Annotated in this window: 19 protein-coding genes; 14 read left to right on the top strand and 5 right to left on the bottom strand. The window is 44.8% G+C overall.

The window, feature by feature from the left end:
* The first annotated feature begins 45 nt into the window (after positions 1–45).
* Positions 46–543 (top strand): hypothetical protein, encoded by a 498-nt coding sequence (locus N518_RS0106665; RefSeq protein ID WP_005023114.1) that lies wholly within the window; start codon positions 46–48, stop codon positions 541–543.
* Positions 544–584: 41 nt separating this feature from the next.
* On the opposite strand, the gene N518_RS0106660 is transcribed toward N518_RS0106665, so the two are convergent.
* Entirely contained in the window at positions 585–2,006 is a 1,422-nt protein-coding gene (locus tag N518_RS0106660) for a polyphosphate--AMP phosphotransferase (protein WP_005023111.1), read from the bottom strand.
* 212 nt (positions 2,007–2,218) lie between these two features.
* On the opposite strand from N518_RS0106660, the gene N518_RS0106655 reads away from it, so the two are divergent.
* From N518_RS0106655 to N518_RS0106595, 13 genes are all read left to right on the top strand, one after another.
* Entirely contained in the window at positions 2,219–2,926 is a 708-nt protein-coding gene (locus tag N518_RS0106655) for an FFLEELY motif protein (RefSeq protein WP_005023108.1), read from the top strand.
* 153 nt (positions 2,927–3,079) lie between these two features.
* A complete protein-coding gene (ubiE, locus tag N518_RS0106650) occupies positions 3,080–4,024 on the top strand; it encodes a bifunctional demethylmenaquinone methyltransferase/2-methoxy-6-polyprenyl-1,4-benzoquinol methylase UbiE (protein WP_005023106.1) in 945 nt (314 codons plus the stop codon).
* A gap of 13 nt (positions 4,025–4,037) precedes the next feature.
* Positions 4,038–4,712: a ubiquinone biosynthesis accessory factor UbiJ gene (locus N518_RS0106645; protein ID WP_005023103.1), complete on the top strand. Its 675-nt coding sequence runs from the start codon at positions 4,038–4,040 to the stop codon at positions 4,710–4,712.
* 12 nt (positions 4,713–4,724) lie between these two features.
* Complete coding sequence (locus tag N518_RS0106640) at positions 4,725–6,344, top strand: ABC1 kinase family protein (RefSeq protein ID WP_005023100.1); 1,620 nt, start codon at positions 4,725–4,727, stop codon at positions 6,342–6,344.
* Between the two features lie 182 nt (positions 6,345–6,526).
* A complete protein-coding gene (gene hisIE, locus N518_RS0106635; protein WP_005023099.1) occupies positions 6,527–7,309 on the top strand; it encodes a bifunctional phosphoribosyl-AMP cyclohydrolase/phosphoribosyl-ATP diphosphatase HisIE in 783 nt (260 codons plus the stop codon).
* An 8-nt stretch (positions 7,310–7,317) separates the two neighbouring features.
* Complete coding sequence (locus tag N518_RS0106630; protein WP_005023095.1) at positions 7,318–8,820, top strand: UvrD-helicase domain-containing protein; 1,503 nt, start codon at positions 7,318–7,320, stop codon at positions 8,818–8,820.
* A gap of 16 nt (positions 8,821–8,836) precedes the next feature.
* A complete protein-coding gene (locus tag N518_RS0106625) occupies positions 8,837–10,189 on the top strand; it encodes an ATP-binding protein (protein WP_005023092.1) in 1,353 nt (450 codons plus the stop codon).
* A 332-nt stretch (positions 10,190–10,521) separates the two neighbouring features.
* Positions 10,522–13,359: a monovalent cation/H+ antiporter subunit A gene (locus N518_RS0106620; protein WP_005023090.1), complete on the top strand. Its 2,838-nt coding sequence runs from the start codon at positions 10,522–10,524 to the stop codon at positions 13,357–13,359.
* Between the two features lie 6 nt (positions 13,360–13,365).
* Complete coding sequence (locus tag N518_RS0106615; RefSeq protein WP_005016960.1) at positions 13,366–13,734, top strand: Na+/H+ antiporter subunit C; 369 nt, start codon at positions 13,366–13,368, stop codon at positions 13,732–13,734.
* Positions 13,734–15,542 carry a monovalent cation/H+ antiporter subunit D gene (locus N518_RS0106610; RefSeq protein ID WP_005023088.1) on the top strand — a complete coding sequence of 603 codons (1,809 nt, stop codon included), beginning with the start codon at positions 13,734–13,736 and terminating at the stop codon, positions 15,540–15,542. The genes N518_RS0106615 and N518_RS0106610 overlap by 1 nt, the downstream gene beginning before the upstream one ends.
* A gap of 3 nt (positions 15,543–15,545) precedes the next feature.
* Entirely contained in the window at positions 15,546–16,085 is a 540-nt protein-coding gene (locus tag N518_RS0106605; RefSeq protein WP_005023086.1) for a Na+/H+ antiporter subunit E, read from the top strand.
* Positions 16,082–16,354, top strand: a complete 273-nt coding sequence (locus N518_RS0106600) for a monovalent cation/H+ antiporter subunit F (protein WP_005016968.1) — start codon at positions 16,082–16,084, stop codon at positions 16,352–16,354. Before N518_RS0106605 ends, N518_RS0106600 begins: the two co-directional genes overlap by 4 nt.
* A gap of 9 nt (positions 16,355–16,363) precedes the next feature.
* Positions 16,364–16,783: a Na+/H+ antiporter subunit G gene (locus N518_RS0106595; RefSeq protein WP_005016970.1), complete on the top strand. Its 420-nt coding sequence runs from the start codon at positions 16,364–16,366 to the stop codon at positions 16,781–16,783.
* A 497-nt stretch (positions 16,784–17,280) separates the two neighbouring features.
* On the opposite strand, the gene N518_RS0106590 is transcribed toward N518_RS0106595, so the two are convergent.
* The 4 genes from N518_RS0106590 to rimP are packed head-to-tail and all read right to left on the bottom strand — an operon-like array spanning position 17,281 to position 22,465.
* The gene (locus N518_RS0106590; RefSeq protein ID WP_005016973.1) at positions 17,281–17,679 is read right to left on the bottom strand and encodes a ribosome-binding factor A; all 399 of its coding nucleotides are present in this window, start codon (positions 17,677–17,679) and stop codon (positions 17,281–17,283) included.
* Positions 17,679–20,405 (bottom strand): translation initiation factor IF-2, encoded by a 2,727-nt coding sequence (gene infB / locus N518_RS0106585; RefSeq protein WP_026444082.1) that lies wholly within the window; start codon positions 20,403–20,405, stop codon positions 17,679–17,681. The genes N518_RS0106590 and infB overlap by 1 nt, the downstream gene beginning before the upstream one ends.
* Positions 20,406–20,415: 10 nt before the next feature.
* Positions 20,416–21,900 (bottom strand): transcription termination factor NusA, encoded by a 1,485-nt coding sequence (nusA, locus tag N518_RS0106580; protein ID WP_005016980.1) that lies wholly within the window; start codon positions 21,898–21,900, stop codon positions 20,416–20,418.
* A gap of 40 nt (positions 21,901–21,940) precedes the next feature.
* Entirely contained in the window at positions 21,941–22,465 is a 525-nt protein-coding gene (gene rimP, locus N518_RS0106575) for a ribosome maturation factor RimP (protein ID WP_026444081.1), read from the bottom strand.
* Positions 22,466–22,477 lie beyond the last annotated feature (12 nt).

Below are 22,477 nucleotides of genomic sequence, written 5' to 3'. Positions count from 1 at the left end.
ATTCAATTGGAAAATTAACACTTCACTGAATAAGGTATTCATATAATGAAAATAGACAAGATTCCTGATGCCATTGATCCTACCCTGAATTTAGAACAGATTCGTCAAGAATGTCTGGAACTGGTCAAAAAACGTGCTTACGTATCCGCCGGGGCGGCCGTAATTCCAATTCCTTTTTTTGATGTCGTGATTGACATCGGTATTTTATCGCAATTATTGCCGGAAATTAACCATCGTTTTGGTCTGACCCCTGACCAGATCAGTGTGTATGACGCAAAAACCAAACAAATTCATTGGAATGAGCTGCGTAAACGTGGCGTAGAATTTTCTGGCTTGGTAGTTGCCCGTACTGCGGCAAAGCAGTCATTAAATGGAATGGTCGGTAAAGTATTGACTAAACAGGTGACCAAATTTATTCCGCTCGGTGGTCAGATTGTTGCAGCAAGTCTGGGTTATATTATCATGAAGAAGATAGCCGAAGCCCATGTTGAGGAAAGCTATAAAATGGCTAGAAATATTCAGCAGAAAATGCAAAAAGCTTAAAAATGATCTCTATAACTCAATATTAAAAAACTACAGGCTGACTAATCAGCCTGTAGTTTTTTCAGAATGCCTTCGAGTACCTGTATACGAGCGGCTTCTTTATTATTCGTCGCAATTACCTGCCAAGGCGCCCATGCAGGACTGGTCCGCTCAAACATGTCAGCAGCAGCTTTTAAATATTCATCCCATTTTTCGCGGTTACGCCAGTCTTCATCTGTAATTTTAAAACGTTTATGTGGCGTATCGGCACGGGCCTGAAAGCGCTTGGCCTGCTCGTCCTTACTGATCGCCAGCCAGAATTTGATCACCAGAGTTTGACTGTCAGTTAGGTCTTTTTCAAAACGGTTAATCTCATCGTAGGCTCGTTGCCACTCTGCCGGTTTGGCAAAACCTTCTATACGCTCGACCAGTACCCGGCCATACCAGGAGCGGTCAAAAATCATGATATCTTCATGTTCATCCAGCTTGTTCCAAAAGCGCCATAAGTAGGGACGGCGCAGCTCGTATTTTTCCGGGGCAGCAATGCTATAAATTGTATATTCACGTGGATCCAGCTTTTTAACAATCCGTTTAATGGCTCCCCCTTTACCAGCTGCATCCATGCCTTCAAAAACGATTACCACCTGACGTTCATCATGACGTAGTGCCGTTGCAACCTGACGACTTAATTCCTTTAAACGACTCTTATACTCATTTTCTGCCAGTTCTTCATTTTGGGGCTCCAGCAATAGTTGCGGAACAGCTGCCTGTTTCCAGTTAGCTGCTCCATTGTCCTGATGGACTGGCAGGCGTTGCATGGCTTCTAATATAGATTGCGCAAACTGCTGGTCACGGATTTTTTCATCCTCTCCATCAATGATCAGCCAGTCATCAGTAAAACGCTGACGTAACTTTTGCAGAGTTTCATACTGTTTTTTATTGCGCCAGTCCAGCCCATGCAGGCGGTGCCAGTGCAATTCTGAAGCATCGATATTGTCCAGACGCTTTTGCAGATTTTTCCAGGGCAGATCAAACCAGACTTTAACAACCTCGACATGATTATTCTGGAGGTCCTGCTCAAAGGCACGCATATTTTCGATATAACTGTCATACATGCCTTGGTCAAGCGGTTCAGAAACATGCATAGCTGTTGCCAGCAGGTCGCTGTACCAGTTCCCGAACATCACCACAATCTGCCCTTCTGCAGGTATGAAACGACTATATGGCTGCCAGAAAGCCAGCTTGGGGGTCAATAGATGTGGAGGATCAGCCTTGACCTGCAGATAACGTGGATCCACCCATTCACGAAGCTGCTTGACTGCCTCGCCCTTGCCAGCCAGCTCAATGCCACTTACCAAAATGACCAGACTTTTAGCCTGCGGTGTTCCCCGGCTTTCCCGCAGGGCATACTGGGCATCGATCAGGGCAAGTGATAACTCATCTTCATTCATCAGTTTAAAAGATCTTTTTTCTTGTCCGGCCATGCGTGCCTCATCATTTCTGTTTTGTTCAATATACTGTGATTTACACTAGCGCCCTGAAACTTAATGTATTATTTGTTTCACTTTATTTAGCGCATCTTTTATAGATTGACTGACTATTTTTTAATAAGTCCAGAATAATGTTGTCATAGCACCTGATTTAAACTCTGGCTATGCTTTTCTTTTTTTATATTTAAACTGGGTTGTGTTATCTCATGTCTAAACTCGACGCCCTTGACCAGCTTTTAAAACAATATAATGACTTAAGCTATCATCAGGATCCTGCTTTAAAAAAACGTTTATACGAGGCTCAAGCCTGGCTTAAAGCCCGAATCCAATCTACGCATCAGGGACTTTTTAGTCAGCCACAAAACCAGCTGATGGCTACATATTTTCTAAATCGTCTATATGGCGGACCAGAATTTGATGATCTGGCTAAACAGATTGAACGCTTACTCAAGTATGCACATAAAGCAGAGAAGCTATTGCCTGAAAATGCCATCAGAACCGGATTGAAATCCGTCAGTCTGGCAGTATTGGCAATGCAGCTTGATGAACAGGTGGCTGCACAGCTTCTTGAAGACTACCCGGCTGAGGAGCCTATTAATGATGAAATGATGCGTCTGACATTAATCAAATTAAATCAGTCAGATGCGCGTTACCATCAACTTGATTTACTTGATGAACTGGGGCTAAATCTTGATAAATACATGCGTTCTTTTGTTATGCATACTGCATTCAAAATGTGTAAAGGCGTAGCGCAAAAATACCAGTTCCAGCTGATGTACGATTTTATTGGGGAGGGGTTTATGGCTATGAAACCCATGAAATCAGCTGCTGCTTTCATTCATAGTTTCACCGAGAAAGAACGGCAAATCATCGACAATGTTCATTCAGGCAAGGCAGATCCGTTTAAAATATAATCTGTGCTAGAAACCGGATAAAAGATAACTCAACAGATGTTTTCTGTATATTATTCCGAGCAATTACAAGATGAACGCTGTAAAAATGGCAAGAATCTGTCATCATGCAATCTACTGCAAGATTTATTATTTCTGTGTTCAGGAGTGACTCGTATGTCTAATGAAAACCCTACATCCAGCCCAGCCACTGAGTCGGTATCCAATACAGAGAAAGTCAGTCCGTTCTTAACCGAGCCTTTACCGCAAGGTGCACCTCAAGGCCAGCAGCAATCCCTACAACAACAGCTGACTGATACTTCAACCAATACCCAGGTACCTAAATATAACCTGCCACGTGGTGCCAACACCGGCAACGTAGGTGAAGTGACTCACTTTGGCTATAAAAGTGTACGTGCTGAAGACAAGGCACAAAAGGTTGCAGAAGTATTTCATTCGGTCGCCAGCAAATATGATGTCATGAATGACTTGATGTCTTTCGGCATTCATCGCTTGTGGAAGCGTTTTGCAATTAACATGTCAGGTGTGCGTCGCGGCCAGCATGTACTAGATATTGCAGGCGGCACAGGTGATCTGGCTAAAGTTTTTAGCCGTGAAGTTGGCCCTACCGGTCATGTTGTTCTGTCTGATATCAATGAATCCATGCTCAATGTTGGACGTGACCGTCTGCTAGATGCGGGTTGTACTAATGTCGATTTTGTACTCGCTAATGCTGAAACACTGGAACCATTTGCAGATAACAGTTTTGACCTGCTGACTATCAGTTTTGGCCTGCGTAATGTGACAGATAAAGATGCAGCGCTACAAGCCATGTACCGTGTACTTAAACCGGGCGGCCGCCTGCTGGTTCTGGAATTTTCTAAACCGGTATTTGAGCCTTTTTCAAAACTCTACGACCTATATTCATTCACTGCCCTGCCGCTTATGGGCAAACTGGTTGCAAATGATTCTGAAAGCTATAAATATCTTGCTGAATCCATTCGTATGCACCCGGACCAGCGTACACTTAAAACAATGATGGAAAATGCCGGATTCCAAAACTGTGATTACCACAACCTGACGGGTGGTATTGTTGCGGTACACCGTGGATTTAAACTTTAAAAGGTAGAACGGTATGTGGTCGATTTTAGCACTGGGTGCTATCGAGCGTGTCATTCATCACTGGATTGAGCTGGATTCACTGACACGTATTCAGCTTAACCAGCTACAAGGCAAAATGCTAAGGGTTGTAATTGCTTCACCGCAGCTGTCTGTAGATATCTGCTTCGATGAAGATGAGGTGCGGCTGGAACCAACTATTACCGGGCATCCGGAGCAGTCTTCTGTTTTTGAACAGCGTCCTTTTGATCCAGAACATGCTTTTAGTGAAGCGACAGCAACCTTAAAGGTTGAAAATATAGTTGAACTGGCTAAACTTTTTCTGGCAGAAGAGATCGGTAATATTCCGGTACAAGGTGATTATCGCTTGCTACAGGAGTTACAGCGTATTATTCAGCAGGCCGAGCCTGATCTGGCAGCACATCTTTCCCCATGGATAGGTCCGGCCTTGGCACATGAGCTCGGCAAACTCCAGCTTGCACCTAAAATTTTAAAGCGTTCAATGCAAAGCCACTTCTTTTTTGCCGAAGATGCACTCAAAGAAGATAGCGGGCTATTTGCAGGCCGCTGGGAAATGGATGAGCTACATCACTCTACCCGGCAACTTAACCAGAATATTGACCGTCTAGAAGCACGTCTTCAGCAGCTTCAAGCTCAGCTTTTGTCTCAATCAGTCCAAAAACAAGACTAGGTAACACTCTCTATGATTCCGCACGTTACACGTTTACTCGAACTCTGGCGTATCGCAGCCCATTACAGACTCGACACCCTGGTTCCCGCGGAAGAAATACCTGTCAAAGCCCGTCCTATACTAAATTTAATCCGCCTGCATCCGGCTGCATGGTCGAGTAAAGAACGTAAAAACCCGCTCAAGCTAAAAGAAGCCCTAGAAGACATGGGGCCATTAGCAATCAAGCTGGGACAACTGCTTTCTACCCGTCGCGACCTGATACCACCCGAGATTCTGGCACAGCTGGTGCTGTTGCAGGACAGAGTCAAGCCTTTTCCAGTTGAGGTGGCTAAATCAAGAATCCAGCAATCCCTGAGAGCTGATATATATACCCTGTTTGCGCGTTTTGACGAGCAGCCGCTGGCTGCTGCTTCAATTGCCCAGGTACATACAGCTGCCTTGCATGATGGCCGTGAAGTGGTCGTTAAAGTAACCCGGCCCGATATCCGAGTGCAGATTTTACAGGATTTTGAAATTTTGGCCTGGCTGGGCCATTGGCTGGAAAGCCGGATTGAAGCAGCACGTGCCCTGCATTTATCTGAAATCATCCAGGATTATCGCCAGATTATCCTGAACGAACTCGACCTTACTCTGGAAGCTGATAATACGCGTCGTATGCGTCATTATTTTACTGGCTCTAGCATGATGTATGTGCCGGAAGTCTATATGGACAGTCCGGATGTAATGGTTGCAGAGCGTATTACGGGAGTTCCAATCTCAGATACGGCCACCTTTGACCGTATGGGGATGGACCGGGCCGATCTGGCTGAAAAGGGATTAACCATTTTCTTTACCCAGGTATTCCGTGACAACTTTTTCCATGCTGACATGCATCCGGGCAATGTCTTTGTGGAAACTATCAACCCGCAGAATCCACGCTTTATCGCACTGGACTGCGCGATTATGGGTGAACTCTCCAAACATGACCAGATGACTGTCGCACGAATGCTGCTGGCCGTGATGAACAGTAATTTTATGCAGCTGATCCAGATTGTGCATCAGGCGGGCTGGATCCCTCCAGGTACGGACCAGGATGCGTTGGCTCGTGAAATGCGCCGTACTGTCGGGCCAATGGTTTCCAAGCCAATGGATCAACTGGACTTTGCTGGTATTCTTATTCAGGTGATGGACATTGCCCGCAGGTTTCATCTGGAAATTCCACCACAACTGATGCTTTTGCTTAAAACATTAGTTCACGTGGAGGGTTTGGGTACTGACCTGTATCCACAGCTGGATATCTGGAAACTGGCCAAACCCATCCTGACCGACTGGATCAAGGCAAATATGCATCCCGTTAAGAATATTAAGGAAATAGGTCAACAAATTCCAGACCTGCTACTGGGTGCACAAGATTTACCAAGCTTATTGATTGACAGTCTTAATGGACTAAAAAACCAGTCATCCTGGCATGAAAAGCAACTGCGTGAGTTACAGGGTATGCGTCTGCAAATGAAACACCAGCAGCGACGTAGCTGGATTTTCGGCAGCCTCATAGCTATTTTTCTCAGTATAGCCATCATTGCGCCATGGTATTTGTCGGTTTTGCTTATTGCGTTTGCTAGCTTCTTAGCTTTATGGCGGGTAGTAAAATAATTTTAAATCAGTTTTAGTTTTTCTTGACTGACGCCATAGGATCAAATATTCATGGCGTCTAATCCTGTCGTTTTTTTCTTGGATAACGTTCTTATCTTCCGTGCTTTGCCGTACACTATAGCCTCATAAAAATTCCTGCCGGTCTTTTCACCGGTTCCATCTTTTATTGCGGTGATGTATTCATGAATAATTTGCAGTGGCTCGATGAAGTAAAATTTAACGATCAAGGTTTAGTACCTGCTATTGCACAGCATCATCAGACTGGCCGTATTTTGATGGTGGCATGGATGAATCGCGAAGCTCTGGCACTTACTGCTGAAAAAATGCAGGCTGTGTACTACTCACGTTCACGTCAGAAACTCTGGCATAAAGGTGAAGAGTCTGGATATTTTCAGACTGTATATGAAATCCGTCTGGACTGCGATGCTGATGTGATTGTTTTGCAGATTGAACAGCATGGGGGAATTGCCTGCCATACTGGACGTGAATCCTGTTTCTATCGAAAACTTACAGCCAATGGCTGGGAAATTGTAGATACCCAGCTCAAAGATCCAGAGCAGATTTATAATAAGAAAACACAGAATACACATACAGCAGTGATGTCTGCATCAAATGCTAAATCCGAACAGGTAGAGATTTTATCTTATCTGGGTGGGATGATGCGTGAGCGTAAAGCAGCTGATCCTGACTCATCTTATGTCGCCAAACTCTACCATAAAGGTTTAAATAAAATTCTGGAAAAAGTTGGTGAAGAAAGTGTAGAAACCCTGCTTGCAGCAAAAGATTTCGCTGCATTAAACAACCAGGACAATCGCAATGATCTGGTCTATGAGACAGCAGATCTCTGGTTCCATACTATTTTAATGCTCGGTTATTTTGATCTGGAGCCGCAACTGGTACTCAATGAACTGGCACGTCGCCAGGGTTTATCCGGACTGGTTGAAAAAGCCAGCCGCCAACATTAAGGCGTTTTGTGTCTATTCAAGAAAAACCTCAAGCCACTTATGAGCAGGCTGTCGCCATAGACAATGCCCGTCTTGGCCAATCCTTTAAAGTGATTGCCTATGCAGGAACAGGTAAAACCACAACCTTACAGATGATCAGCGATGCCATGCCACAAAGGCGTGGCATGTATCTGGCTTTTAACAAGGCAATTGCCGCTGAAGCACAGCAAAAATTTCACCGTAATGTCGACTGCCGTACTTTTCACTCGCTGGCTTTTCGTAGCGTACCGCGTGGTGTGACGGATAAACTGCGTCTACCACGTTTGAGTCCCAGTTTTATTGCTAAAGAATACCGGCTACAGCCTATTACATTACGTCGTTTAATGGGCGGACGCTATGAGAAGTATGTACTCATGCCCAGCCGTCTGGCGAGTCTGGTTGCCAATGCAGTCAGCTTTTTCTGTTCAACCAGTTCGCAATATCCGGCACCACGACATATTCAGGCTCCAAGCTGGTTACATGCAGATGATATTATTACTCTACAGCAACATCTGTATCCTGCGGTAGAACGGCGCTGGTTAGAATCAATTGATCCCAATCATCAAGCAGGTATCGGGCATGATATTTACCTGAAGCTTTGGGCCTTGTCTGAGCCGTATATTCCAGCTGACTATGTCCTCTTTGATGAAGCTCAGGATGCTGATCCGCTGATGCTTGGAATTTTACTTAAACAGAAAAGTACCCAGGTTATTTATGTGGGAGATGCCCATCAGCAAATTTATGCCTGGCGCGGGGCTATTAACGCCATGCAGCAGCTTCCCTTGCCAGAATCCCGTCTTACCACCTCATTCCGTTTTGGAAACGAGATCGCACAGGTAGCGAACTATCTGCTGGGTGCATTAGATGAAACTGTGCCCCTTCTTGGAAACCCTGAGCTAAAGTCGAGCGTAGTTAACAAGCCTCATATTAAAATGCGGGATGCTATCTTATGCCGGACCAATGCCCGGGCGATGGAGCTGCTATTGGCCGGTTTAGTACATGGAGATAAAGTCAGTTTACAGGCTGACCATCTTAAACTGAATCGTTTTGTCGATGCAGCCAGCCTGCTTAAACAGGGCAAGCGAGTTACCGATGTGCCTGAACTGGCTTGGTTTAATTCTTGGCATGATGTTCACGAATATTGCGAAACTAATGAAGGAAGTGATATTAAACCGCTGGTCAAACTGGTGGATGATCATGGTACGGATCCACTCAAGAGGGCACTAGCCAAAATTACCCCGATTGAGCAGGCCGATTATGTAATTTCAACTGCACATAAGGCAAAAGGACTGGAGTGGAACCGTGTCCATATTGAAGATGATTACCAGTTTAAAATAAATGGACTGGAACATAAAATCAGTGATGAAGAGCTAAGATTACTATACGTCGCATGTACACGTGCTAAAGTGAGCTTAAATATTCATCATATCTATGACCTGATCCAGCAGCTCAAGCTCAAGGCTCCTCAAAGTTTGCGCCGCTCCGTGGGTTAACTTATGCCGGGGGCATATGAAGCTCAAGTCTGTCCGTTTAAAACATATCAGCCATTTTACTGACCTACAGCTGGAACTTGATGAGCAGCCACTGACATTGATCATTGGTGATCAGGCTTCTGGCAAAACATCAATCCTTAAAAATATCTATCAGGCACTGACCTGGTTTCCTGCACGTTTAAAAGATCTCAGAACTGCAGGCGTAGTTATTCAGGACCAAGATATCATGCATAACCGGCTGCAGGCCAAAGTCGATATACAGGTGAGTATACCTGCCGAAATTGGTAACCTAGCTGAAAGTAGTAATGTTCAAGCCACAAGCTCGTCTCTGTGTTCATGGCAATTGTATAAAACTCTTAATACTCAAGGCACAGGTATCAGCAAAGTTGAAACTGTGCAGCTTGAACAGATGGTTATGCTGTACCAGCAGGCGATCAGACAGGATCCAATGCTGGGTTTACCGCTAATTGCCTATTACCCGGCAGAGCGCTTTACCAATGAAACCAATTTGCTGAGCAAAAATATTCCGACCATTTTTCAAGCGGCTTCAGCATACGATCTGGTATCAGTACCCTTCACCACTTTTATACGCTTTTTCGAATGGTTACGTGAAGTCAGTGATGTTGAAAATGCCCGGACTACCCAGCTTTTTCATGAGCTGCTCAAGCAACATCATGCATCCACTATAGAGTTCCAGCATGGACTCTCCCAGCTTCAGACACAGCTCTATGCCCCTTGTCTCAGTGCTTTAAAACATAGCCTTCAGACAGTCTTACCAGAATTAACCGAGATTTATCTGGAGTATCAGCCCAAATTACAGCTGATGGTCGTCTATGCAGGAAAAACGTTGATGTTCCAGCAGCTCTCCAGCACTTTAAAAACCTGGGTTGCCCTAGTCGGAGATATAGTACGCCGCCTTTGTTTATTAAACCCGCTAAGTCTATATCCATGTCTTGAAGGAGAAGGTATTTTGCTGATTGACAATATAGATGCACATTTAGATTTGCAAAGCTCGCACTACATACTTGAAGGTTTGAAGCAGGCTTTTCCAAGGCTACAAATTATTGCTACTGCCAGCCAGAGTGAGCTGCTGGAGACCAATCCCTTATACGCGCTGCGTTTAGACAACAGGCAATTATATAAAAAGCCAGAAAGTACCACCTGGACTGGCTTCACTACTCTCTATCAGGACTTAGAGGGACAAGAAACATTACCTGATTCAGCAAATACAAATGAGGCAGCGTGCTCGGCTTTGCCCCAGATTGTTGAGCTGATTAAGCAACTTTCAGCTACAGAATACGAAGAGCTTTTACGTTTGATAAAAAACGGTTCCTATTCACTTCCTATATCTGATGCTGATTTTAAATAAACCTGGTAATGAAACTATTAAACAGGCAATTGCCTTAGCAATATGAAAAAAATCTTGGGATCACGAATGAGTCGCGTATAATAAACAGGCGTAACACATAAGTCTTTGATGTTGTTATTTTCGTGTAATAAAATCAAATTTTACGTAATTTTTTATAGTAAGATTATTGATCGTTTTGCTATAGCATTTTACAAGTTGCGCAATACAACTTGTCCTTTTCTGATTTACATACAAGTTTCGGCTTTCAAGATTTAAAGCTTTGGATATCTCATTGATCTCCTATAAACCCTTGAAAGATAAGGTTCACCTTTAGGTCTCGACCTAATCATGACATGGATACGAGTGTGCTATCGATTATTATACTGCTCCCTTTAATACTTGGCACCACCCTTGTCTCGTGGCTGAAGAGATTCTCGCGCGGGGTAACAGCTTTAGGGGCGATTGGAGTCAGTTTAACCAGTTTTAGCTTATTACTGACTCACGCAAAAAGTATTTTAAATGGTCAGGTTTTTTCAGAAAGCTGGCCTTGGCTACCCGAATTGGGACTGAATCTGAGCTTGCGTCTTGACGCACTAGGGCTGATGTTTGCCTTGCTGATTACCGGTATCGGCACCTTAATTTATATTTATGCCTATTACTATCTTAGTCCTAAAAACTCCCTCAGCAAGCTCTACAGTCTACTCATGCTGTTCATGGCAGCCATGCTGGGCATCTCTTTATCTAATAACCTAATTCTTCTGGTGACCTTCTGGGAACTGACCAGTATTTCATCATTCCTGCTGGTCGGTTACTGGAGCAACTATGAAGCCGCCCAGCGTGGTTCACGTATTGCACTGACGATTACCGGTATGGGTGGACTGGCAATGCTCGGTGGTTTTGTTCTGCTTGGACATATTACTGGCACTTATGAAATTGACCAGATTTTAACTATGCGGGAGCAGATACAGAACCATTCTCTTTTTGTACCAGTCTTATTACTGGTTCTACTCGGTGCATTTACGAAAAGTGCCCAGTTTCCCTTTCATTTTTGGCTACCTAATGCCATGGCAGCACCTACCCCAGTTTCGGCCTATTTACATTCGGCCACTATGGTGAAAGCTGGTATCTTTCTACTGGCCAGACTGGCACCCATTTTTGTGGGGGCTGCGCTTTATCATAATATTGTTACTTTTATTGGCCTGTTTACATTAACCATGGCAGCTTTTTTTGCCATTTTTAAAGAAGATCTAAAAGGTCTATTGGCCTACTCTACCATTAGCCATTTGGGACTGATTGTTTGCCTGTTAGGCATCGGCTCACCGCTGGCTGTTGCTGCTGCTATTTTCCATATTATTAACCATGCAACGTTCAAAGCTGCATTGTTCATGATTGCTGGAATTATTGATCATGAATCAGGCACTCGTGATTTACGAAAATTAAGTGGTCTCTGGCAATTCCTGCCATTTACCGGCACCTTAACCATGATTACCGCTGCAGCAATGGCTGGTGTCCCCTTGACCAATGGTTTTCTGTCTAAGGAAATGTTCTTTACAGAGCTACTGGCTAATCTCTCAGGCCCAGTTGTAATAATTTTTGGCATCATGGCGACCTTAGCCGGAATATTTGCAGTTGCTTACTCTGTCCGGCTGGTTCATGGTGTGTTCTTCGATGGACCAATAAGTAAAGCGGTACCAAACCGCTCACCACATGAACCGCCATTTGGAATGCGGGCACCTGCGTTACTGCTGGCAATCTTATGTATTTTAGTAGGTATAGCTCCAGCCTTACTGGTTGAAGATATTATTAACTCAGTTACACGTGCCAGTTTAATGCAACCAGGATTTGAAGGTGCTCATTTGGCCATCTGGCATGGGTTCAACTTGCCACTGGTTATGAGTATCATCGCTCTGGCCGCCGGTGCAGGGCTATACTTTGGCCTGGCTAAAAATGGTCGTATCCGCTCAATTGATCTGGACCCGAAACTTGGAAAATTACAAGGCCGGGTACTGTTTGATCTTTTTCTAAAATACCTATTAATCAACTCACGTCGACTTAAACGCAAGACTGAGTCTGGGTCATTACAAAATTATCTGCTCTGGATCATCTTATTCAGTATCGCACTGGTGATGACCCCTTTATTTAATCAGGGCTTGACTACTGGAGCACGCGAACTTACTCATGCACCTGCTATTGCTATCGTTTTATGGCTATTACTGTTCTCATCCTGCTGGATGATGCTGTGGTTTCATCATGAGCGTATCAAGGCAGTCCTTATCAGCGGTGCTATTGGCTTAGTCGTCACCATGGTGTTTGTGGGACTTTCGGCACCTGATTTGGCATTAACCCAGATTACAGTCGATGTAGTGACCACCGTACTTTTACTGATGGGGCTGGGTTTACTGCCTCAGCTTACACCATACGAATCAAGCCGGACACGGCGCTGGCGTGATGCTGTGATTGCCATTGTAGCGGGCTTGGGTATTGGCTGGATTACCTGGTTATTATTAACCCGTGACCATGAATCTATTTCATGGTTTTTCCTCCAGCAGTCGCTGCCGCTTGGAGGCGGATCAAACGTAGTGAATGTCATCCTGGTTGATTTCCGTGGCTTCGATACCTTTGGTGAAATTACCGTTCTGGGTATTGCGGCAATTGGTGTGCTCTGTCTGATGGATGGTATGCGGGCACATGGCACCACCATGACTCAAGGCCTGACCTTCCGGTTTAATCCTTCACCGTTGATGTTGCGCTCTACGGCGTCTTGGGTATTGCCTCTTGCCCTGGTGGTAAGTCTGTATATCTTCTTACGCGGTCATAATTATCCAGGAGGTGGTTTTATTGCCGGGCTGATTACTGCAATGGCCTTAATTATTCAATACATAGCCTTGGGTCAGGACCAGACTGAACAGATGCTTAAAGTCCGTTCCGGGCGCCTCTACGAAGTCTGGATTGGTGTGGGCCTATTAATTGCAGGTCTGACTGGTATTGCTGCCTGGTTCTGGGCACGGCCATTTCTTACCAGTGCTCACATTTATATTTCTCCACCCGTTCTAGGTGAACTGCACTTAGCTTCTGCTGCGGCATTTGATGTAGGTGTATATGTAACTGTTGTCGGCGCTACCATGCTGATGATTTCTGTATTAGGCGACTCCAGACATTCCAGCATGTCAGGACCGATGCCAAGGGAGTAATTATCCATGATCAGTTTAGAATTCTTACTTGCCTCTGCGATTGGTCTACTGGTTGCTACAGGGGTCTATCTGTTATTAAGAGCGCGTACCTTTCCCGTGGTTTTAGGCCTGGCAGTTATTGGTTATGCCGTTAACATGTTTTTGTTTGCAACTGGCCGTATTCAGCTTAATGCCCCGGCAATTCTGTCACAGACTGTAAGAGTCACAGATCCATTGCCTCAGGCACTGGTATTGACAGCTATTGTGATCGGTTTCGCGACAACTGCTTTTATTGTACAGCTAGCTTTGCGTAGTCGCTATGAATCAGGAACTGACCATGTCGATGCTAAGGATGACCCGTCACCCAATCTTGATGCGCGCGGGGATGAGCCATAATGTCTGATTTCTTAAGTTTCTGGCATGCTCATACGCCAATTTTTAGTATTCTGATTCCGTTATTTACAGCAGTTCTCTTATTATTGTTGGGAAATCCGGGCTCAGGAGAGTTAGCGCAAGACTGGCGTCAGCCCTGGCGACGCGGTATCAGTTACTTTTCTGCACTTGCCGGGTTTGCTACAGCCATCAGCTATTTTATACAGGCCAGCCAAGGCAGCATTACTGTTTATAATTTAAGTGAATGGGCCGCGCCCTTTGGCATTATTCTGGTTCTTGACCAGTTATCTGCCATGATGCTAGTGCTTACCTATACCCTGGCGGTGCCTCTGCTCTGGTATGCCAGCAAGGACTGGGATACCCGTGGACGTTATTTTCATGCCATGGTTCACTTCTTGCTGATGGGGCTGTGCGGCGCATTTCTAACGGGTGACTTATTTAACCTGTTTGTATTCTTTGAAATACTGCTCATGGCCTCTTATGTACTGCTGCTACATGGTCAGGGGAAAGCACGTTTTCAGCTTGGGGTACATTATGTCACGATTAACCTGTTGGCTTCTGCCCTGTTCCTGATTGGACTTGGAATTATTTATGGCAGTGTAGGCAGTCTGAATATGGCTGATGTAGCGCGAATTGTACCTTCATTACCACCAGATCAGCATCAACTGGCAGTTGCGGGTAGCCTGCTTCTGTTTGCCGTATTTGCGATTAAGGCGGCGTTACTTCCGGTCGGATTCTGGCTGCCTAAAACCTATGCTGTAGCCACTACACCCGTTGCCGCATTATTTACCATCATGACCAAGGTAGGTATTTATGCCATCCTGAGGGTAAATGGCACTATTTTTGATGATTATTTTGCCCAGACTGCACTTAAAAGCTGGCTTCTACCACTTGCTATTATTACTGCTATTTATGGCACTATCGGAGCAATCGGTGCTGAACGCTTACGACGCTTCGTAGGCTTCATGATTGTATCTTCAATTGGTACTCTGCTGATTGCCATTTCGATGTTTAATACCGAAGCCTGGTCTGCGGCTCTTTATTACCTGGTGCACAGTACTCTGATTGGTGCTGCTTTTTATCTGCTGTGTGGCTGGATAACTTCGCAACGTGGCGAGTTTAAAGATCATCTGGATGTGTCACCAAAAATGAAACAGGACAAGACCATTGCTCTGGTTTACCTGATCATTGGTATGATGATGGCTGGCTTACCGCCATTTAGCGGCTTTTTTGGCAAGCTATTTATTTTACAGGCAACCGCTAATCATCCGCAGCAGGGAATTATTATTGCAAGCCTGCTGATTGTCAGCCTGCTCAGTATTATTGCTTTTGTCCGGGTCGGCTTCATCCTGTTCTGGCGAGCCACTACACCAGAAATGGACCCACGTGAAATTGCTTTCGAAGCGTATAAGGTTTTACCTGAAACAGCGCCGGTACGTAATGATAAAACCTTGTACCTGTTACTTCTGCTTCTGATCCTTTATGTGGTTTTTGCTGCACCGATCCAGCGCTATAACCATAATACGGCACTGCAGATTCAAAATGATCAGGCTTATGCAGATACGATTTTAAAACGTGGTCCGCTTAATCAGGTCATCAGTGTTAAACCTTACGATGCCAGTTATGTACCAGAAACAAAATATGGCGGCGAGAATAAAGACCGAAATGCCAATCTGATTCCATTTATGATCAGTGAAAATACACTAGAAGGTGGACACATCTCGGAATATAAATGGCGACAAATTCAGCAACAGCATAGTCTGGAACCTGCTGTTCCGGAAGATGCACAGCTTAAACCCATGGAGCCTTAATTAATGAAGAAATCCATGCATAAAATACCTGTTTTAGAGTGGTGTTTTCCACATCCCTTTGTTTCAATACTGGTAGGTTTAAGCTGGCTCATGCTGGCACATAGCAACGATGCCGCCAACCTGGCCATGGCAGTTTTACTGGGCATTGTTGTACCGAAACTGGTTCAGCCCTTTATTATTCGTACACCGGATATTCACTGGGGTATGGCCTTAAAACTGTTTTTTGTAGTGTTGTGGGACATTGTTACCGCCAATATCAAGGTAGCCATTTTAGTACTTGGCCCCTCTCGCAACCTTAAGCCAAAATGGTTTAGGGTACCGCTAGAGAGTGATCACGAACAGGTTAACAGCTTGCTGGCGATGATTATTACTACCACGCCTGGAACAGTCAGTGCGGGCATAGATCAGGAACGTGGTGATATTCTAGTCCATGCCTTAAGTGCCGAAAGTGAGGAGGAAGAAATTGAAACTATCAAGCAACGCTATGAAGCTCCTTTACTGATCATCTTTAATGTCGAGCCAGCTCAAGGAGAAATCGAATGATCTTACCTTATGCACTAGGAATCTGCCTGATCGCGATTATGGTCTCGATGTTAATGTGTCTCTACCGTCTGGTTACAGGCCCATCCATAGTTGATCGGCTACTTGCACTGGACACATTTTTCCTGAATGCCACCTGTCTGGTAGTTGTACTCGGAATTTACTGGATGAGCACTTCACTGTTCGAAGGAGCACTGCTGGTGGCCATGCTGGGTTTTGTTTCTACTGTTGCGCTTGCCCGTTACTTTACCAGTGGCCATGTAATCGACTAGGAGAACGAAATGCAAGAACAGTTCATTATGGAAATACTGGTTTCTTTTTTCCTGGTGGTTGGCTCATTTTTTATGGTGGTTGGGGGCATTGGCATGGTGCGTTTACCCGATTTATTTATGCGTCTGCATGCCCCGACCAAGTCCAGTACTTTGGGCTTAGGTAGCTTCTTGATTGCCAGTATCATCTTCTCGGCATTCCATGGCCGCTTTGGTTTTGCTGAGATTTTAATCACCTTGCTGGCTTTTATCACAGCACCTGTTTCCGCTAATTTGATGGCACAGGCTGCGCTCCATCTGCGTTTACGCTCTAGAAGTGGTGATGTACCGGAAGCACTGGACCGGCCTTTGCCTTGGGAAGGTTATCGACGCCGGGTAACCAAGCGGATTAGAGAGAGTCGAAGAGGAAGAAAAAACACCCCAGATTCTTGATGATTCTATTTCAGAATATTAAGGATCTGGCTGAATCATCAGGTCATGATCAAGGATGGTACTTGACCTGAGATCAGTTACTCACATATTAAATAGATTATTAGAATTTATAACCACATTCTGAGCTTTTAATTTCTAAGCATGTATTGCTAGATAAAGATTAAAATATTTATGGAATCAATCATTAAATAATTGATATAAAGTTTAGCCCAATAATTCAAGGGTTTAATTTATAAACTAAAATTTTCATTTCTGGCTTAACAGAAGCCACCTTTTATAGAATACGAGTAAAACCTGTAATAAAAGAACTTTTTTTAATTCTTCACGATGAAACCTTTTATTTTATATAAAATTATCAGTGATAAATATCAGGTCAGATTTTTACTCTAATAGCGTAATAAATAATTTAAATAAAATAAATTTTTCAATTAAAAAAAAGCGGACTTTAAAGCCCGCCTTTTTACCAAAAATTTTTTTAAAAGAATTCAGAATAAAAATTATTCTTCATCTTCTTTACGCTCAGGCAGGTCTTTCACTGCCTCAGCAATCAGCCCAAACATATAGTTGCCGTAGGCATTAGTCTTGTCATAATGGAAACGCAATCTTGGTGTAATGCGTGTCTTAATACGACGACTCAATTCCTGGCGCAGGAAACCTGAAGCCTTGTTTAGAACTTCAAGTGTCTGCTGATGTGCCTGTTCATTCTGGTCATCAGATAACTCACGACCCATAACTGTGACATACACATCGGCATAACCTAAATCTGGGCTCACTTTCACGGCCGAGATGGTCACTAGGCCACCCAGACGTGGATCTTTCAGCTCTTGGCGGATCAGCTCAGACAGCTCACGCTGTACACTGTCGCCCATACGCTTCAGACGTTGACTACCCGCCATTAAAGACTCCGTTTGATTTGCTGAACATCATAAACTTCGATTTTATCGAGTTCCTTGATGTCATTATAACCTTTAACTGCCAGACCACATTCGATACCCGCACGAACTTCGTTTACGTCATCTTTATAGCGGCGTAGAGATTCTAGTTCACCCTGGAATACTACAACGTCATCGCGCAGTACACGGATTGGTTTATTACGATAAATCGTACCTTCCATGACCATACAGCCGGCAGCAGCACCAAACTTGCTTGAACGGAATACTTCACGAACCTGAGCTACACCCAGAATCGTTTCACGATGTTCTGGAGCCAGCTTGCCGCTCATTGCATCTTTTACATCATCAATCAGTTGATAAATCACGCTATAGTAACGGATATCAATTCCATCAATGTCAGCTTTCTGACGTGCTGTGTTGTCTGCACGAACATTAAAGCCGAGTAGTACCGCTTCAGAAGATTCAGCCAGTGTCACGTCAGATTCAGTAATTGCACCTACACCTGAACCAATGATACGTACTTTTACTTCATCTGTAGCCAGATCGGCCAGCGCCACATGCAAGGCTTCTAAAGTACCTCGTACATCTGTCTTCAGTACCACGTTTACTACAGGCACATCTTTCTTACCCATAGACGCCATGATATTTTCCAGACGCATTGCACTTTGACGCTCAAGACGTTTTTGGCGTTCACGGTCCATACGGGCATCAGCAACTTCACGGGCTTTTTTCTCGTCATTCACCACAAGAACTTCATCACCCGCCATTGGCGCTTCTGGTAGACCCAGAATTTCTACCGGAATTGAAGGACCTGCAGATTTAATCCGTTTACCGTTTTCATCTGTCATGGCACGTACACGGCCATAAGATGCACCGGCAAGAACCAGATCACCGACATTAAGCGTACCATTTTGTACCAGGATCGAAGTAACTGCACCACGGCCCTTATCGACACGCGCTTCAATAACCACACCTTGCGCTGCACCTTCTTCAGAAGCTTTGAGCTCCATCAGCTCTGCCTGAATCTGGATCAAGTCAAGTAACTCATCAATCCCTTCACCACTATGTGCAGAAACTTTGGCAACTGGTACATCACCACCCCATTGTTCAGGCACGATTTCTTTAGTGGTTAATTCATTCAGTACGCGGTCCGGATCAGCCGATTCTTTGTCCATCTTGTTGATTGCAACAATAATCGGTGTTCCTGCAGCACGTGCATGATCAATTGCTTCTGCAGTTTGTGGCATGACACCATCATCTGCTGCAACGACCAGCACAACAATATCAGTCGCCTGTGCACCACGTGAACGCATTGCGGTAAAGGCAGCGTGTCCCGGAGTATCCAGGAAAGTGATAATTCCCTTGTCGGTTTTCACATGGTAAGCACCGATATGCTGGGTAATTCCACCTGCTTCACCGGCAGCCACTTTTGAGCGACGGATACGGTCAAGCAAAGATGTTTTACCATGGTCAACGTGACCCATAATTGTCACGACTGGAGGACGTGTAGTTTGAGCACCACGAGCCTCTTCAGCAGCTTCTAGCAGGTTATCTTCCGCCTGTGTATCAGAAACAAGTACCGGATTATGGCCCATTTCTTCTACAACCAGGGCAGCAATTTCCTGATCAATTGCCTGGTTCTGAGTTACCAGTTCACCCATTTTCATGAGTGACTTGATCACTTCACGTACTTTAACTGCCATTTTCTGTGCAAGATCAGCCACCACGATGGTTGAACCGATCTCAACATCATAAACCTGCTTTTTAACCGGTTTTTCAAAGCCATGTTTATTGGCCTGACTGGTTTTTAAACCACGTTTATGCTGATTCTGGTTAAATGACTGCTCTTCTTGACCACGACGACCACCTTTTTTCAGTGACCGTGTATTATTGGTATTAGTACCACGCTTGATTTCACGGTCTTCTTTAGCAAATGAATCTTCATATGCCTGACCAACCAGACCTGCCGCGAGTGGAGAATCATCTACAACACGAATAGTTTTGGTGGCATCTTCATTTGAATATTTGGAAGCCATCTGGCGCATTTGTTCAAGCGTACGCTGTTGTGCCTCTTCAGCAGCCTTGCGACGCGCAGCTTCTTCAGCCGCTTTTAATTGTGCTGCCTGCTCTTCACGTGCTTTACGCTGCTCTGCAGTCTCGGTTGGCTTGACTACCGGCTTAACAATCGGCTTATTGGTTGAGCGTTTTTTCACCACCACTTCAGCTTTTTGCGGGCTTTTCGCAGTTTCCTGCTTAGCTGCTGCACGCATTGCTTCCAATGTTGCATTCGCTTTATTTTCACCACTAAGTTTTTGCCCGTCATTTTCCTGACGCGCTGCCTGTTCAGCTTTTTGACGTGCAATCATGTCAGCACGTGCCTGCTCTTGCGCATCAGCTTTAGCGCGCGCTTCAGCAGCAATCTGTTCAGGGTTCGGCTTAGTAAAAGTATGTTTTTTACGTACTTCTACATTAATCGTTTTCGCCTTACCTGAGGTACTGGCCACTTTAGCCGTACTAGTTGTTTTACGTTTCAACGTGATTTTTCCTACGCCACTATCCGCTTGCCCATGTACTTTTTTGAGATGACTCACTAGTACATCCTGCTGCTCGGTAGTAATAATATCTTCAGCCTGACGCTGTGGTAAGCCTGCATCGCGAACTTGCTCTAGGAGCTTTTCTACAGGACGACCTACGCTGAGCGCTAACTCTTGAATCGACTTGTCCGTCATATATTTCCTCCTAGTTAAACCATGATTCACGCGCTTTCATAATGAGCTGACCCGCACTCGCAGCATCCAAACCTTCAATATCAGCAATATCGTCAGTTGCCTGATCGGCCAGGTCATCTACAGTCACTACACCACGAGCGGCAAGTGAATAAGCAATCTCTCGTGTCATCCCTTCCATATTCAGAAGTTCTTCACTCGGATCTTGAATATTTTCCTGCTGTTTTAACGCATCCGCTAAAGCAGCTTCTTTGGCACGGCTTTGCAACAACTCGACCAGTTCGGTATCCAGCTCGATTTCATCGAAGGTTTCTGCCGGTACATAAGCCACTTCCTCAAGTGAAGTAAAGCCCATTTCAACCAGTGCCATCGCCAGGTCTTCTTCAATATCCAGACGTGAAACAAACATATCCAGATATTGCTGTGCCTCATTCTGCTGGCGAGCACGATACTCGTCTTCCAGCATCATATCCAGCTTGTAACCGGTAAGTTCTGAAGCAAGACGTACATTCTGGCCCTGTGAACCAATTGCACGTGCAAGCTGGTCACTGGTCGCAAAAATGATATCAGCACTATGTGTATCTTCATCCAGTACAATTCCAGAAACATCAGCCGGCTCTAGGGCACTGGCAATATACTGGGCCGGATCATCAGACCACACTACAACATCAATACGCTCACCGTTGAGCTCCTGCTGAACAGCCTGGATACGTGTACCACGCATACCAATACATGCACCCACCGGATCAATACGGTGGTCATTGGTTTTTACGGCAATTTTAGCACGAACACCAGGTTGACGTGCTGCTGCTTTAATCTCAATGATTTCTTCAGAGATTTCAGGAATCTCTTTTTTCATCAGGGCAATCAGCATTTCAGGCTTGGCACGCGAAAGTAGAAGCTGAGCGCCACGGCCTTCACGGTTTACACTGTACAAAATGGCATTGATCCGCTGTTTTGGACGCAAAATCTCTTTAGCGATCATTTCTTCACGCGCCAGATAAGCTTCTGCATTATCTCCCAGATCAATGATAAAGCCATCTTTGGTCTGCTTCTTCACTTCACCGTAAATCAGCTCACCTACTTTAGACTCATAAGCATCCGCAATGAGCGCACGCTCTGCTTCACGAATTTTCTGTACAATAACCTGTTTGGCAATTTGAGCTGCGATACGGCCAAATTCAATTGACTCGACTTCCAGCTCCCGAATATCGCCAATTGACCATTTTGCTGGGTCTACATCGGAAATCGCATCTTGACATGCCGGCATTTCATGGTCTTCGTCTGCGACCACTTCCCATTGACGGAATGTACGATAATCCCCAGTCTTACGATCAATTTCAACACGTAAACGTGCTTCTTCTGCGGTGGTACCTTCGTAGAATTTTTTCTTCGTCGCTGCAACAAGCGCCTGCTCTAAAGCTTCGAAGATCGCTTCCCGACTAACACCTTTTTCATTACTAACCGTTTCAACAACGGTAAGAATTTCACGGCCCATAAGTCACCTATTAAATTGAATTCTTCTTAATGGAATTAATTTAGTCCTGATAGATCAAATTTGCTTTATCGATATTGTTGCTATCGATTTCGAGCACCTTGCTGCCTTCTACTTCTACCTGAATCTGTTCTTGCTCCAGGTCCACACTCACCAGTTTAGCTTGAAATTTACGGCGGTTATCAACAGCACTAATCAGACGTAGAGCCACCTGCTGACCAACATAAGCCGACATCTGTTCAAGCTGGAAAAATGGGCGATCCCATCCTGGTGAAGAGACTTCAAGTGAATATTCACCTGAGATTGGATCATGCACATCAAGAATTGCGCCCACTTGCTGGGTCACCCGGACACAGTCCTGCACACCAATTCCACGGCCCTGTTCCAGCTCACCGTCTTCATTCAGTACAGGTTCTGCATTTTCATCTACAGGTTTATCAATAAAGATGCGGACTAAAGAACGTTTGCCCTGAGGAAGGAATTCGATCCCCCACAACTCGACGTCACAGGCTTCGACCGCTGGTGCAATTAAATCATGGAGGGCTTGGGTTTTATTTGATAATTTCATTTACTCTCGTCT

It is taken from the genome of Acinetobacter sp. UNC436CL71CviS28 (assembly GCF_000620525.1).
Taxonomy (GTDB): domain Bacteria; phylum Pseudomonadota; class Gammaproteobacteria; order Pseudomonadales; family Moraxellaceae; genus Acinetobacter; species Acinetobacter radioresistens.
The sequence above is the reverse complement of the archived record's forward strand: the minus strand, read 5'-3'. Positions and strand labels throughout refer to the sequence as shown.